12 protein-coding genes are annotated in these 13,784 nt (G+C 73.0%); 3 read left to right on the top strand and 9 right to left on the bottom strand.

Annotation, left to right across the window (positions count from 1 at the left end):
• Positions 1–109: 109 nt before the first annotated feature.
• From EV284_RS02355 to EV284_RS02340, 4 genes are all read right to left on the bottom strand, one after another.
• Positions 110–2,428, bottom strand: a complete 2,319-nt coding sequence (locus EV284_RS02355) for a GH92 family glycosyl hydrolase (RefSeq protein ID WP_130329725.1) — start codon at positions 2,426–2,428, stop codon at positions 110–112.
• Positions 2,429–2,552: 124 nt separating this feature from the next.
• On the bottom strand, positions 2,553–3,773 hold the full coding sequence (gene glgC / locus EV284_RS02350) for a glucose-1-phosphate adenylyltransferase (protein ID WP_130329723.1): 1,221 nt from the start codon (positions 3,771–3,773) through the stop codon (positions 2,553–2,555).
• A gap of 51 nt (positions 3,774–3,824) precedes the next feature.
• The gene (gene glgA / locus EV284_RS02345) at positions 3,825–4,976 is read right to left on the bottom strand and encodes a glycogen synthase (RefSeq protein ID WP_130329721.1); all 1,152 of its coding nucleotides are present in this window, start codon (positions 4,974–4,976) and stop codon (positions 3,825–3,827) included.
• A 40-nt stretch (positions 4,977–5,016) separates the two neighbouring features.
• Positions 5,017–5,754: a (2Fe-2S)-binding protein gene (locus tag EV284_RS02340; protein ID WP_130329719.1), complete on the bottom strand. Its 738-nt coding sequence runs from the start codon at positions 5,752–5,754 to the stop codon at positions 5,017–5,019.
• A 203-nt stretch (positions 5,755–5,957) separates the two neighbouring features.
• Here EV284_RS02340 and EV284_RS02335 point away from each other — a divergent pair, with 203 nt between their 5' ends.
• On the top strand, positions 5,958–6,959 hold the full coding sequence (locus EV284_RS02335; RefSeq protein ID WP_207228889.1) for a DMT family transporter: 1,002 nt from the start codon (positions 5,958–5,960) through the stop codon (positions 6,957–6,959).
• A 3-nt stretch (positions 6,960–6,962) separates the two neighbouring features.
• On the opposite strand, the gene EV284_RS02330 is transcribed toward EV284_RS02335, so the two are convergent.
• A complete protein-coding gene (locus tag EV284_RS02330; RefSeq protein ID WP_130329717.1) occupies positions 6,963–8,156 on the bottom strand; it encodes a transglycosylase family protein in 1,194 nt (397 codons plus the stop codon).
• A gap of 284 nt (positions 8,157–8,440) precedes the next feature.
• Between EV284_RS02330 and gndA the strand changes: the two genes are divergently transcribed.
• The gene (gene gndA, locus EV284_RS02325) at positions 8,441–9,880 is read left to right on the top strand and encodes an NADP-dependent phosphogluconate dehydrogenase (RefSeq protein ID WP_130329715.1); all 1,440 of its coding nucleotides are present in this window, start codon (positions 8,441–8,443) and stop codon (positions 9,878–9,880) included.
• 157 nt (positions 9,881–10,037) lie between these two features.
• Here the strand turns inward: gndA and EV284_RS02320 are convergent, their stop codons facing one another.
• The 4 genes from EV284_RS02320 to EV284_RS02305 form a co-directional block, all read right to left on the bottom strand.
• Entirely contained in the window at positions 10,038–10,409 is a 372-nt protein-coding gene (locus tag EV284_RS02320; protein WP_130329713.1) for a DoxX family protein, read from the bottom strand.
• Positions 10,410–10,482: 73 nt separating this feature from the next.
• Positions 10,483–11,340, bottom strand: a complete 858-nt coding sequence (locus EV284_RS02315; protein WP_130329711.1) for an alpha/beta hydrolase — start codon at positions 11,338–11,340, stop codon at positions 10,483–10,485.
• 121 nt (positions 11,341–11,461) lie between these two features.
• Entirely contained in the window at positions 11,462–12,370 is a 909-nt protein-coding gene (locus tag EV284_RS02310) for an NAD-dependent epimerase/dehydratase family protein (protein WP_130329709.1), read from the bottom strand.
• A 12-nt stretch (positions 12,371–12,382) separates the two neighbouring features.
• Positions 12,383–13,135: an SDR family oxidoreductase gene (locus tag EV284_RS02305; RefSeq protein ID WP_130329707.1), complete on the bottom strand. Its 753-nt coding sequence runs from the start codon at positions 13,133–13,135 to the stop codon at positions 12,383–12,385.
• Positions 13,136–13,269: 134 nt separating this feature from the next.
• Here EV284_RS02305 and EV284_RS02300 point away from each other — a divergent pair, with 134 nt between their 5' ends.
• Positions 13,270–13,776 carry a MarR family winged helix-turn-helix transcriptional regulator gene (locus EV284_RS02300; protein ID WP_242625528.1) on the top strand — a complete coding sequence of 169 codons (507 nt, stop codon included), beginning with the start codon at positions 13,270–13,272 and terminating at the stop codon, positions 13,774–13,776.
• Positions 13,777–13,784 lie beyond the last annotated feature (8 nt).

Below are 13,784 nucleotides of genomic sequence, written 5' to 3'. Positions count from 1 at the left end.
GAGTCAATCCCCGAACCCCGATTACGGTCAAGTGCGATCAGGTTACGCACAGTTAACAACGGATAAAGTCCCGCCCCCGGAGCAGGGCGGGACTCGGCAGACCCTCAGGTCACCTGAGTGCCGGGGGCGCCGCCTGGGGTCCGGTACCCCACTCGGACGGGCGCGGGCCGACCGTGAACGCCAGGGTCCGCAGCGAGCGCAGGGCGCGGGTGGTCAGGTAGGTGCGGTCGTGCGCGGTGCGGTCGGTGCGGACGCCCTGGATGTAGCGGTCGGATGCCGAGGTGCCGGGGGCGGTCACGGTGAGGCCGCCGGTGGGCCAGTAGCGGCGGTCCAGGGTGAGGTCGACGCGGTCGAAGACGGGGGTGGACAGGCCCCAGGTGTCGTAGCCGGGCTGGATGGGGAAGACGCCGATGGACGACAGCACGTTCCAGGCCGACATGGTGCCGAGGTCGTCGTTGCCGGTCACGCCGTCCGGGGTGTCGGTGAAGAGGGTCAGCGCGGCGTGCACCACGTCGGTGGTCTTCCAGGGCCGGCCGGTGGAGAGGTAGGTGTACGGCGCGATGAGGTCGGTCTCGTTCTGCGGGTTGTACTTGTCCGCGTCGTAGTAGTCGTACGCGTTGCCGTGCACCCACACCCGGCGGGCGGTCGCCTCGGGGTCGGCGAGGAGCTTGTCGTAGGCGAAGAAGGAGTCCAGGCGCCGTTCGGCCGCCCGCTTGCCGCCGATCAGGCCGATCACGCCGGGGAGGTCCTGGGGCACGAGCCACTGGTACTGCCAGGAGGTGCCCTCGTGGAAGCCCTCGCTCTTGGCGGGGTCGGCGGGTCCGGTGAAGGCGCCGGAGGCGTCGCGGGCGCGGAAGAAGCCGGTCGTGGGGTCGAAGACGTTGCGGTAGTTCCGGGACCTGGCCGCGTAGCGGGCGGCGTCGTCGGGGTGGCCGAGGGCGCGGGCCATCTGGGCGAGCATGGCGTCGGACAGGGCGTACTCCAGGGTCACGGAGGCGCCGAAGTGGTAGTCGGAGTCACCGTCCTTGGCGTACGGGCGGCCCTTGACGTACGGCGCGAACCCGTGGGCCAGGTATTCGGCGTTGGACTCCCGGCCGACGCCCGGGTAGGCGGCGGGCGGGACCCCGTCCGCGTTCTTCCTCAGGGCCTGGTAGGCCCGGTCCTCGAAGCCCTTCAGCAGGCCGAGGTGGAAGGCGGTGGTGAGGAAGGGGGTCACCGGGTCGCCGGTCATGATGTTGGTCTCGACGGGCCCGTATCCCCACTTGGGCAGCCAGCCGCCGTCCTCGTCGATGCGTACCACCGAGCGGGCCATGTCGCGGGCCTCGCGGGGGGCGAGGAGGGCGAGGAGCTGGGCCTGGGTGCGGTAGGTGTCCCACAGGGACCAGTTCTGGTAGTAGGTGAAGCCCCGCGCGTGGTGCGGTTTGCGGTCCCAGCCCAGGTAGCGGCCGTCGGCGTCGCTGCCGATGTTGGGCGCGAGGAACGAGCGGTACAGCGCGGAGTAGAAGGTGCGGCGCAGCGCCGGGTCCCCGCCACGCGCCCGGACGGCCGAGAGCCGCCTCTCCCACGCCTCGCGGGCCCGCCGGCGCACGCTGTCGAAGGAAGTTGCGCCCTCGGCCCGGAGGTTGGCCGCGGCCCCGCGCGCGTCGACGTACGACAGCCCGGTGGTCGCCTCGACCGCACGGTCCTTCGTGGTGTCGAACCGGACGTACGCCCCGCCCGTCCCGGTCCGCGCCCCGGCGGTGACCGCGCCGGAGTCCCAGGTGCCGTACGCGGTGAAGGGACGGCTGAACCGGGTGACGGTGTACACGGTGTACGGGCCGGTGTCCCGGCAGAAGCCGTGGCCGGAGATCTTCGTGCGCACGGTGCGGTCGTCGAGGACCTCCACCTCGGCGCCGCCCGGCTTGTGCAGCGACTGGGCGGCGTTGAGCAGGACGTTGGCCTGCGTGGTGGCCGGGAAGGTGTAGCGCTGGACGCCGGTGCGGGCGGTGGCGGTGAGTTCGGCGCGGATGCCGGTGCCCAGGCCGACGCGGTAGTAGCCGGGGCTCGCCTCCTCGTCGTCGTGGGAGAAGGCGGCGGCGTAGCGGGCGTTGTCGGTGGCGGTGACCTCGCCGGTGGTGGGCAGCACGGGCAGGTCGCCGCCGACGCGGCACCCGACGCCGGAGACGTGCAGCAGGGAGAAGCCGCGGATGTGGTCGTGCGTGTGGTCGTAGCCCGTCCGGTGCCCGGTGTCCGGGGAGAGCTGCACCATGCCGAACGGCACGGCGGCCCCGGGGAAGGTGTTGCCCTCGTTCTGGGTCCCGATGAACGGGTTGACCAGATCGGTGAGGTGGCCGTCGGACGGTTCGGCGGCGCGGGCCGGGGTGGCGGCCAGCGCGGACGCTGCCATCACCCCGGCCAGGCACAGCCGGGTGCGCCGGGTCCCTCTCATGTCGGATGACCTCCGCTGGTTCGACGTCGTTGCCTGCATCGTGCGGGGCGAACGACGTGAACCCGGGCATCCGGGATGGTTCGAGGGCGGCGCGTCGCGGGGTCCCCCGGTTTCCGGCGGCGGGTCAGGTGACGAGCTGGCCCTTGCCCAGGGCGATCACCCCGCCCCGGGAGACGGTGTACAGCTCGGCGTCGCGGGCGGGGTTGACCCCGATGGTCGCGCCCGGCGGCACCTCCACGTTCTTGTCCAGCACCGCGCCCCGCACCACCGCGCCCCGGCCGACACGCACGTTGTCGTGCAGCACCGAGCCCTGGACGACCGCGCCGGGGTCGACCCGTACCCCGGGCGAGAGCACCGAGCGGCTGACCTGGCCGCGGATCAGGCAGCCGGCGCTGACGATGGAGTCGCTGGCGATGCCGCCCGCGCTGAACCGGGCCGGGGAGAGCTGGTTGGCGTGGGTGTAGATGGGCCACTGGGTGTTGTACAGGTTGAACGCGGGCCGCTCGGCGATCAGGTCCATGTGGGACTCGTAGTAGGCGTCGAGGGTGCCGACGTCCCGCCAGTAGCCCTGGTCGCGGGTGGTCTCGCCGGGGACGTGGTTGTCGTGGAAGTCGTAGAGCTGGGCCTCGCCGCGGCCGGTGAGCTGGGGGAGGATCGAGCCGCCCATGTCGTGCGCCGACTGCTCGTCCTCGGCGTCCCGCTGGAGGGCCTCGATGAGGACCTTGGTGGTGAAGATGTAGTTGCCCATGGAGGCGAAGACGCTGTTCGGGTCGTCGGGCAGGCCGGGCGGGTCGGCGGGCTTCTCCAGGAAGCGCTGGACCATGCGGCCGTCCGAGCCCGGTGTGATCACGCCGAACGACGAGGACTCCGCCCGCGGCACTCTGATGCCGGCGACGGTGACGCCCGCGCCGCCCTCGATGTGCTGGCGCAGCATCTGCCGGGGGTCCATGCGGTAGACGTGGTCGGCGCCGAACACCGCGACATACTCCGGCTGTTCGTCGTGGACCAGGTTGAGCGACTGGAGGATGGCGTCGGCGCTGCCGAGGTACCAGCGCGGGCCGAGACGCTGCTGGGCGGGGACGGGCGTGACGTAGTTGCCGAGCAGGCTGGACATCCGCCAGGTGGTGGTGATGTGCCGGTCCAGCGAGTGCGACTTGTACTGGGTGAGCACGCAGACGCGCAGCACGTCGGCGTTGACCAGGTTCGACAGCACGAAGTCGACCAGGCGGTAGGTGCCGCCGAAGGTGACCGCGGGTTTGGCCCGGTCCGTGGTGAGCGGCATCAGCCGCTTGCCCTCACCGCCGGCCAGCACGATCCCGAGAACCGAAGGACCTCCTCGGCGCATGGCGCCTCCCCTCCCCTTGGTTGATCCCACTGATGCCCTGGTGGGCGGCGGCTAAGCCTGCTTGCGGATCTCCTCGTACAGTCCCGCCGTGCGCCGGGCCACCGCGTCCCAGCCGAACTCCCCCACCGCGCGGGCCCGTCCGGCCTCGCCCATCCGCCGCGCGGCCGCCGGGTCGGCGAGCACGTCGTCGAGGGCGCGGGCGAGGTTGCCCTCGAAGTCGCCGTCGGTGTCGACGAGAAGCCCGGTGCGGCCGTGGTCGACGACCTCCGGGATGCCGCCGACGCGGGAGGCGACGACCGGGGTTCCGCAGGCCATGGCCTCCAGGTTGACGATGCCGAGCGGCTCGTAGACCGAGGGGCAGACGAACACGGCCGCGTGGGTGAGGAGTTGGACGACTTCGGCGCGCGGCAGCATCTGCGGGATCCAGAACACCCCGGCCCGGACGGCGCCGAGTTCCCGGAAGCGGTCCCGGAACTCCCGGTCGATCTCCGGGGTGTCGGGGGCGCCGGCGCAGAGCACGACCTGGGTGTCCGGGTCGATCTCCCGCACCGCGCGCAGCAGTTGGGGCACACCCTTCTGCCGGGTGATCCGGCCGACGAACAGCACGTACGGCCGCTGCGGGTCGATGCCGTGCCGGCGCAGGGCGTCGGTGCCGGGGTCGGGGCGGTACAGGCGGGTGTCGATGCCGTTGTGCACGACGTGCACCCGGTCGGCGTCCAGCGCCGGATAGCAGGCGAGGATGTCGTCGCGCATGGCGCCGGACACGGCGATCACGGCGTCCGCCGACTCGATCGCGGTGCGCTCGGCCCAGCTCGACAGGGCGTAGCCGCCGCCCAGTTGCTCGGCCTTCCAGGGGCGCAGCGGCTCCAGCGAGTGCGCGGTGGTGACGTGCGGGATGCCGTACAGCAGCTTGGCGAGGTGGCCGGCGAGACCCGCGTACCAGGTGTGGGAGTGGACGAGGTCGCTGCCCTGGAGGGCGGCGGCCATGGAGAGGTCCACGGAGAAGGTGCGCAGGGCGTCGTTGGAGCCGTCGAGCATGGGCCACGGGCGGTGCCGTACGACGCCGACGCCTCTGCCCTCGCCCCAGCAGTGCACCTCCAGGTCCACGAGCCCGGCCAGCTCGCGGGCGAGGAACTCCACATGGACGCCCGCACCGCCGTACACGTCCGGGGGGTACTCACGCGTCAGCAGTCCCACTCGCACCCGGTGACTCCCTGGGTTTCGGCGGCAGTTCCCTTCATGGTCACCCAGAAGCGGCGCGCGGGGAAGAGCCCGGCGGGCGGCTGAAGCAGCAGTCCCCGCAGACGCCTCCGCCGGGGACCCGGTAGTAGAGGCAGCAGCTCCGGCGGCGGAACCCCGTGCCCGAACGGGCCCCCGTGTCCCGCAACAGGGGGTGCGCGAACAGGGCGGTGGTGAGGGCGTCCGCTCTCCGGGCGACCTCCGTACGGGAGTTGAGGCGGGCCCACTGGTCCAGTTGCCGGGCCGCTCCGGCGAGGGCGGAGGCGGCGTTGCCCCGCAGCAGGCCGGGGGCGACCCCGTACCGGCGGGTCAGGGCTTCCCCCAGGGGCCGCAGGTGGGCGTGGAGCACGGTGTCGGCGAGGGTGCCGGGGTCGCCGGGCAGGGGGCGGACCTCGGTCAGCCAGAGGTCGTCGGGGGCGGTGGCGGCGGCGTCCCAGCGCAGCAGGCGCGGGTCGAGGTCGGGCACCCGGCCGTACAGCGCGGCGCAGGCGAGCGCGGCCGACCAGAGCCGGGCGGCGAGCCCCTGCTGGGCCAGGGAGGCGCAGACGCGGGGCTCCCGGACGCCGAGCCGGTCCGCGATCACGGCGATCCGAACCGTGACGGCGTCGGTCTGAACAGCCGCCGGGCCGCCCGCGTATGCCCGGTCGAGAGGAGGTGCGCTCAGGCCGGCGGGGCTGCCGGTGCGCAGGACGAAGAAGCCGCCGAGCGGGCGCAACGCGGTCAGGCCGGGATCGAGTTCCACGGTCAGCACTTCTACCAGTCCCCGCGATACGGACGTTCGGTCACCCGCCTTGGGGATGAGTGGGGCGCCCTCGTACTCCATCGGCAGTAGGACGCATCGCGTGCTCAGGGACGACGACCGATCGGGCGTGAAGCGGGCAGAGTATCCGGCATGGAAGCCGACCGTGCCCGGAGCCGGGCCCGCCTGCCGCGAGGGGGCCGCAGATGAGCGCCCTCGCGTTGTCCGTGCTGTTGTCCTTCGTCTCCGCCGTCGCGTACGCGGGCGGTGCCGTCGTGCAGGAGCGCGTCGCGGACTCCTGCTCCGGTGAGCGGTTCGCCCCGCTGCGCAGGCCGGGGTGGTGGGCGGCGCTGGGGCTGAACGGCCTCGGCGGGGTGCTGCATGTCGTGGCGCTGGCCTTCGGCCCGCTGAGCCTGGTCCAGCCGCTGGGCGCGCTGACCATCGTCTTCGCGCTGCCCCTGGCGGCACTGTTCGCCGGCCGGAAGGCGGGGGCGACCGCCTGGCGCGGCGCGGTGATGGCGACGGCCGGTCTCGCGGGCCTGCTCTCCCTGGTCGGCGCCTCCGACGCGGGCTCCGTGGGCCCGGCGCAGCGGACGGCGCTGGCGCTGGTGACGGGCGGCGGGATCGTCGCGCTGATGGTGGCGGCCCGGGCCGCGCACCGGCATCCGGCGGTGCGCAGCGTGCTGCTGGCGACCGGCGCGGGTGCGGCGTTCGGCATGTCGTCGGTGTTCACCAAGACGGTCGCCGTCGACTGGAGCGCGGGCGCCGGCCTCGCGGGGCTGCCGTCCCTCGCGGTGATCGCCGTCCTCTCGGCGGCCGGCGTGTTCCTCTCCCAGTCGGCCTACCGGGACGGCGGGCTCGCCGCACCCCTGGCCACCCTGACCGTGGTGAACCCGGTGCTGGCCGCCGTCGTCGGCATCGTCCTGTTCGGCGAGACCTTCCGCCACGGCACCATGGGCACGGTGCTGGCCCTGGGCTGCGCGGTGGTGACGTGCGGCGGGCTGATCCTGCTGACGACGGAGCGGCTGGGCGGACCGGCGGACCGGACGGTCCCTTCGGACACGGCGCGGGTACCGGGCGCGCGGTGGCCGGTGGACCCGGCCGCCCCGGTGCTCACGTCCGTGGACGCCGGGCCCGCACAGGAGGGGGACGGCGGGGACACCCCCGCCGCCCCCCGCTCCCTGCCCGACGTTCCGCTGTGCGCCTGACCGTCAGAGCCGGGCGCCGTGTGCCCGGAGGTAGGCGACCGGGTCGACATCGCTGCCGAAACCGGGCCCGGTGCGCACCTCGAAGTGCAGGTGGGGGCCGGTGACGTTGCCGGTCGAGCCGGACCGGCCGAGGCGCTGGCCGGCGCTGACGCTCTGCCCGGACCGCACGGAGATCGCCGAGAGGTGGGCGTACTGCGAGTAGCGGCCGTCGCTGTGCCGTACGACGACCTGATAGCCGTACGAACCTCCCCAGCCGGCCGAGACCACCAGGCCGTCGGAGATGGCATGGACGGAGGTGCCGGTGGGCACCAGGAAGTCGACGCCGGTGTGGTACCCCTTCGACCAGTGCGAGCCGGCCGTGCGGTAGCTGGTGCCGATGGAGGCGTGCACGGGGGCGACGACGGTGTGGCCGGAGTGGCTCGAAGACGTCTTGTGCTCGGTGGCGGCCTTGCGCTGCGGCTTGGGCGCGGCCTTCTTCTCGGTCTTCCGCGGCTGCGTCCGGTGCTTCGGCGCGGCCGTGCCGGGCGTCTTGGCGGCGCCGTGCAGGCTGAGCCGCTGGCCGGGGACGATCAGGTCGGGATCGGCCCCGATGACCGTGCGGTTGTCCTCGTAGAGGCCGCGCCAGCCCTCGTGCACCCGGTGCTCCCCGGCGATGCCGGACAGCGTGTCGCCGCGTACCACGGTGTACATCTCGGCGCGGCCGGCCCGGGACTGCGGGGTGGTCTGCGGGCGTACGTCCTGGGCGGCCGCGGGTCTCGCCCGGCTCCCGGCCGACCTGGCCGGATGGCTCGGCGCGCTCTCGACGCGGGGTGCGTTCCCCCCGCGGGCGAGTCCGGCGCGCGGGCCGCAGGCGGGCCACGCCCCGGGGCCCTGGCCGTCGAGGACCTTCTCGGCGACGGCGATCTGCTGCGCCCGCGTGGCCTGGTCGGCACGGGGCGCGTACCGGGTGCCGCCGTACGCCTCCCAGGTGGAGCGGGTGAACTGCAGGCCGCCGAAGTAGCCGTTGCCGGTGTTGATGCTCCAGTTCCCGCTGGACTCGCAGGCCGCCACCTTGTTCCAGGTGGAGGCGTCCGCCGCGTCCGCGGTGCCCGCCGCGACCAGCGGGATGGCGAGTCCGGCGCCGCCGGCGGTGACGGTGAGTGAGGCGCGGTTGATCCTGCTCGGCTGGTACCGGCGATGCCGGCCGCGTACGGCCATGGTCCGAAATCCCCTCGACATGCGTCAGGAGGGGCAAAAGTAAGCGCCGGGAACAGGCCAGGACAAGAGCGGAATCCGGCCTGTCGCCGGTTCAAGTGGCCGGAGACGGGCATCGGTTGAGGTCGCGGCTTTCCGGTGCCCCGTGAAGTGAGCCGAGCGGGGTACCGCGTCCGTACCCATGCCTGGCGAGCCGGAAGTGCGCTCGCCGGGGCGGCGCGACAGGATGGGCCGCAGGGCCCCCACCGACGGAGCCGCAGCAACGACGCAGCTAGGGAGCAGGCGGTATGAGCACACACGCGCAGATCGGCGTCACGGGCCTGGCGGTCATGGGCCGCAATCTCGCCCGGAACTTCGCGCGCAACGGCTACACGGTCGCCCTCCACAACCGCACGGCGTCGAAGACGCGCGAGCTGGTGGAGGAGTTCGGGGACGAGGGCGAGTTCGTCCCGGCCGAGACCGCCAAGGAGTTCGTGGCGGCGCTGGAGCGCCCGCGCCGGCTGGTGATCATGGTGAAGGCGGGTGAGCCGACGGACGCGGTGATCCAGGAGTTCGCACCGCTGCTGGAGCCCGGCGACATGATCATCGACGGGGGCAACGCGCACTTCGCCGACACCCGGCGCCGGGAGCGGGAGCTGCGCGAACAGGGCATCCACTTCGTCGGCACCGGCATCTCCGGCGGCGAGGAGGGCGCGCTGCACGGGCCGAGCATCATGCCGGGCGGCTCGGTGGAGTCGTACGACTCGCTGGGGCCGATGCTGGAGAAGATCTCCGCCAAGGCGGACGACGGGGCACCCTGCGTGACGCACGTGGGTCCCGACGGCGCCGGGCACTTCGTGAAGATGGTCCACAACGGCATCGAGTACGCCGACATGCAACTCATCGGCGAGGCGTACCAGTTGCTCCGCGATGTCGCCGGGTACTCGCCCGCCGAGATCGCGGACATCTTCCGCACCTGGAACCGGGGGCGGCTGGACTCCTACCTGATCGAGATCACCGCCGAGGTGCTGTCCCACGTGGACAAGGCGACCGGCAAGCCGTTCGTCGACGTGGTGGTGGACCAGGCGGAGCAGAAGGGCACCGGCCGCTGGACGGTGCAGATCGCGCTCGACCTCGGGGTGCCGGTCTCCGCCATCGCCGAGGCCGTCTTCGCCCGCTCCGTCTCCGGCCACGCGGACCTGCGCGAGGCCTCCCGGCACCTCGCCGGCCCCTCCCCGCGCAAGCTCGGCAAGGAGGAGGCGGCGGCCTTCGCCGACCAGGTCGAGCAGGCGCTCTACGCCTCGAAGATCGTCTCCTACACCCAGGGCTTCCACCAGATCGCCGCCGGGAGCGAGGAGTACGACTGGGACATCGACCTCGGCAAGGTCGCCGCGATCTGGCGCGGCGGCTGCATCATCCGCGCCGCCTTCCTCGACCGCATCACCCAGGCCTACGAGGCCCAGCCCGGCCTCCCCAGCCTCCTGGCCGACAAGGGCTTCGCCGACGAGATCGCCGCGGCCCAGGACGACTGGCGCGGGGTCATCGCCACCGCCGTCACCCAGGGTGTCCCCACCCCCGCCTTCGCCGCCACCCTCGCCTACTACGACTCCCTGCGCGCCCCCCGCCTGCCCGCCGCCCTCACCCAGGGCCAGCGCGACTACTTCGGCGCCCACACCTACCGCCGCGTCGACCGCGACGGCACCTTCCACACCCTCTGGGGCGGCGACCGCACCGAGGTCAGCGCCTGACGGCCACGACAGCACCGCGAAGCGGCCCCCGGCGCCCCGGCCGCGAGGCCGGGCAGTCGGGGGTCGGGCGGCTGCGCGGTCTGGCGGCCGGGCCCCCTCCCCTCGCGGTTCCTTCAGAGACCTCGCGCGGCCACGGTCGTGCCGGTGTCGCTCCGCATCAGAACGCGTAGGGCCCGAACCGGCCCCACGCCACTGCGACGGCCAGGATCAGCAGTGCTCCGCTGGGTATCAGCGCCGGTGTCTCCCCGCGTCGCAGGTGCATCGCCACGGCGCCGATCATCACGAGGGCCAGGCCGGTCGCGGCGATCGGGACCAGGACCGTCGCGATGCCGACCAGGGCGGGGAGGACCACGCCGATCGCGCCCAGTACCTCCAGCGCGCCGATCGCGCGGGGAGCCCAGCGCGGTGCGTCCGCGGCCCAGTCCTGCGCCGCGACGTACTTCTCATGGGGCAGGACCAGCTTGAAGAGGCCGGAGAAGAGGAAGGCCGCCGCGAGCAGAGCGGTGATGACCCACAGGACGATGTTCATGGTTTTCCGTTCGGAGAAGGAGCACGCACACGGAAGCCGGCCCGGCCGGACGGACGGGCGGGCGGGGCGGAGGTCAGGCGAGGAAGCCGGTCACCGTCCTGGTGAACCAGTCGGGGTCCTCCTCCGCGACGAAGTGGCCGGTCGGGGCGACCGCGCCCCGCACGTAGTCGGCGTGGGGGGCCAGGGCCTGGGCGCTGGTGGTGCCGGATCGGGCGGAGCCGATGGCGAGGACCGGCATGGGCAGCTTGCGCTCGGCGAGCAGGGCGAGGTTCTCACGGCCGTCGGCCAGCAGGGTGCGGTAGTGCTCGAAGCCGCCGCGGAGTCGTTCGCGGCCCGTGTATGCCTGGGCGTAGGCGGCGAGGTCGTGGTCGCCGAAGGTGCCGGGGTTGGACATGGCGGTGAACGTGGCGGTGAAGAACTCCAGTTCGTGGCCGTCGAAGAGCATCTCGGGGATGCGGGGGGTCATGAAGAGGCCGAAGTGCCACATGCCGCCCTCGGCGACGTTCATCGCCTCCTCCAGGTCGAGGCCGGGCAGGAGGGCGTCGATGAGGATCAGGTGGGAGAGGTCTTCGGGGTGGGCGGCGGCCCAGGCGAAGGCGATCATGGAGCCGATGTCGTGGCCGGCCACCGCCACGGGGCCGTTGAGGTGCAGGGCGGTGAGGACGCCTCGTATGTCGTCGGCCTGGTTGCTCTTGGCGTAGCCGCCCTCGGGCCGGTCGCTGTCGCCGGTACCGCGCAGATCGGGAGCGACGACGGTGTGGTTCCGGGCGAGGCCGGGCATGACGCGGGCCCAGGCGCGCGAGGTCTGGGGCCAGCCGTGGAGCAGGATCAGTACCGGTCCGCTGCCGCCGACGGCGACCGAGAGGCGGGTGTGGTTGGTGTCGACCTGCCGCACGGTGAAGCCGTCGGGAAGCCAGTCGGCGGTGATCATGACGGGGCCCTTTCGTCGAGGAGTTGGCCGGAGCGGGTGTGCTGGGGGAAGCCCGTGTGGCGGTGCTCAGCGGCGGAGGGCTCCCGACCGCGCGTGGCGTGCGGCGGTGACGGAGTCGCGGTTACCTGGCGGGGACGGCCAGGCGGCGCAGGCGCTCTTCGCCGATCATGGTCAGCATGTCGGTGTGCCGGGGCTGCCAGCCGAGGTCCCGCTGTGCGCGGACGGCGCGGATGCGGCCGGAGACGGCCATGACGAGGGCGCCGAACTCGCCCCACACGTCGGCTGCTTCCTGGAGGGTGAGGCTGCGTGCCTCGACGCCGAGGTCGGCGGCGACACGTTCCGCGATCCAGCGGTTGGGGGTCTCTCCGGCCACGGCGTGGTACAGCCCGCCGGGCCGGCCCTTGTCCAGGGCGAGGGAGAACAGGCGGGTCACATCGTCGATGTGGACGTGGCTGTAGGTGTTCAGCCCCTCGCCGATGTAGCAGGCCGCCCCTGTCACGGCGACCGACCGGTAGACCAGCGGCACATGGCCGTGATCGCCGGGCCCCCAGATCAGACCGGGCCGGATGACCATCGCGCGCAGGCCGTCCTGTGCGGCGGCCCGGACGGTGTCCTCGGCGGCCTTGCGGTAGGCGGCCAGGGGTTCGGGCGTGACCGGGTCGTCCTCGGCGAAGACGTCCGGGCTCCAGGCGCCGGCGGTGCGCTGTACCAGCACTCCGTTGCCGGACAGGAAGAGCAGTGTCGTGTCCGTGCCGGTCAGGGCGCGGATGAGCTCCCGGACGGTCGCGGTCTCCTGTTCCGGTCCGGCCTGGGCGGCGTAGACGACCGTGTCGGCGGCCCGGGCCGCCTCGATGACGATGGGGCGGCGCTCGTCCAGGTCGCCTGCCACGGCGGTGACGCCCTGGGAGGCGAGGGCGGCGGCGGCGCCCTCGGTGCGGGCCAGGCCGGTGACCGTGTGGCCTTCGGCGGACAGGTGCCGGGCGAGGGCGCCGCCGACGAAGCCGGTGGCGCCGATGACGAATACCTTCATGGTGAGGCTCCGTCAGGAGGGCAGGGCGCTGAGCTCGCCGCCGTCGGCGAACAGGACGGCGCCGTTGACGTAGGAGCTGGCCGGGCTCACCAGGAAGGAGACGATCTCAGCGATCTCGCCGGGGTCTCCGGCGCGGCCACGGGCGGTGGCCTGGTCCAGCATCGCGGCGTGCTCGCCGAGCATGGCCTTGGTGCCCTCGGTGTGCACGGGGCCGGGCGAGACGGTGTTGACCCGCACGCCGGACGGGCCGAACTCGGTCGCCCAGTAGCGGGTGAGGATCTCGACGGCCGCCTTGGAGGCGCCGTAGGCGGCGCCGACGGGGGCGGGCATACGGGCCGCGCTGGAACCGACGATCACGATCGAGCCCCGGCCGCGCTCGGCCATACCGGGCGCGAGCGCGCCGGCCAGGAGGAACGGGGCCCGAGCGTTGACCGCGACCTGCCGGTCGAAGCTCGCGGCGTCGGTCATCGCGGTCGGGGCGAACTCGTACAGGCCCGCGCTGTTGACCAGGATGTCCACCGCTCCGGCCGCGGCTGCCAGGCGCAGCGTGTCCTCGGCGTCGGTGAGGTCCGCGGCGACGAAGCGGGCACGGCCGCCCTCTGCCGCGATCTGCTTGACCAGGGCTTCCCCCCTGGCCTGATCACGGCCGTGCAGGACGACTTCGGCGCCCTGGGCGGCCAGGTTCTGCGCGATGGCCTTGCCGATGCCCGAAGTGGCTCCGGTCACGAGTGCGGTGCGGCCCTGCAAAGCGGTGCTGGCGCTCATGGTGATCTTCCTTGCCGTGATGCGTTCGGCGCCTGGCACGGATCTCGCCGGCACCCTTCCCGCATTCACTATGCATCGCAGATGTTCTGTTCGCAAGAACATCTGTCACCTTGCACATGCAGTACGATGTGCGGGTGACTGCATCCGCGCCCCAGAACAAGAAGCCGCGCACCGGGGCGGAGTCCCTGGCGCTCGACACCGACCTGGGCTGGGCGATCCGCATGGTCTCCACGGCGTTCCGCCGGGTCGCCACCGACTCGGTCGCGGACCTGCCCGGCGGAGCACGCGGCTATCTGGTCCTGGTCGCCCTGGCCGGCGGCGGCGAGCCGCCGTCGCAGCTCGCCCTGGCCAAGGAGGTGAGTCTCGACCGCACCGTGATGACCTACCTCCTCGACGACCTCGAAGCCCACGGTCTGGTGACCCGCAGGCCGGACCCCCGCGACCGGCGCGCCCGCCAGGTCCTCGTCACCGACACCGGACGCGCCCGCCTCGCGCAGGCACGCGAAAGCCTCGGCGCCGCGGAAGCGCGCCTCCTGGCCGACCTCGGCCCCGAGGACACCGAGCAGCTGCGGACGCTGCTCGCCCGCGTCGCACAGACCGCGCAGCGCGAAGTCGTCGCCCCCGGCGAAGGAGCGTGCTAGCCACGCGG

Source organism: Streptomyces sp. BK022 (genome assembly GCF_004217355.1).
Taxonomy (GTDB): domain Bacteria; phylum Actinomycetota; class Actinomycetes; order Streptomycetales; family Streptomycetaceae; genus Streptomyces; species Streptomyces griseoluteus.
The sequence above is the reverse complement of the archived record's forward strand: the minus strand, read 5'-3'. Positions and strand labels throughout refer to the sequence as shown.

Coding starts and splice junctions, on each gene's coding strand:
- EV284_RS02355 (WP_130329725.1), bottom strand. CDS start 2,428: ATGAGAGGGACCCGGCGCACCCGGCTGTGCCTGGCCGGGGTGATGGCA.
- gndA (WP_130329715.1), top strand. CDS start 8,441: ATGAGCACACACGCGCAGATCGGCGTCACGGGCCTGGCGGTCATGGGC.
- EV284_RS02335 (WP_207228889.1), top strand. CDS start 5,958: ATGAGCGCCCTCGCGTTGTCCGTGCTGTTGTCCTTCGTCTCCGCCGTC.
- EV284_RS02320 (WP_130329713.1), bottom strand. CDS start 10,409: ATGAACATCGTCCTGTGGGTCATCACCGCTCTGCTCGCGGCGGCCTTC.
- glgC (WP_130329723.1), bottom strand. CDS start 3,773: ATGCGCCGAGGAGGTCCTTCGGTTCTCGGGATCGTGCTGGCCGGCGGT.
- EV284_RS02330 (WP_130329717.1), bottom strand. CDS start 8,156: ATGGCCGTACGCGGCCGGCATCGCCGGTACCAGCCGAGCAGGATCAAC.
- EV284_RS02310 (WP_130329709.1), bottom strand. CDS start 12,370: ATGAAGGTATTCGTCATCGGCGCCACCGGCTTCGTCGGCGGCGCCCTC.
- EV284_RS02315 (WP_130329711.1), bottom strand. CDS start 11,340: ATGATCACCGCCGACTGGCTTCCCGACGGCTTCACCGTGCGGCAGGTC.
- EV284_RS02305 (WP_130329707.1), bottom strand. CDS start 13,135: ATGAGCGCCAGCACCGCTTTGCAGGGCCGCACCGCACTCGTGACCGGA.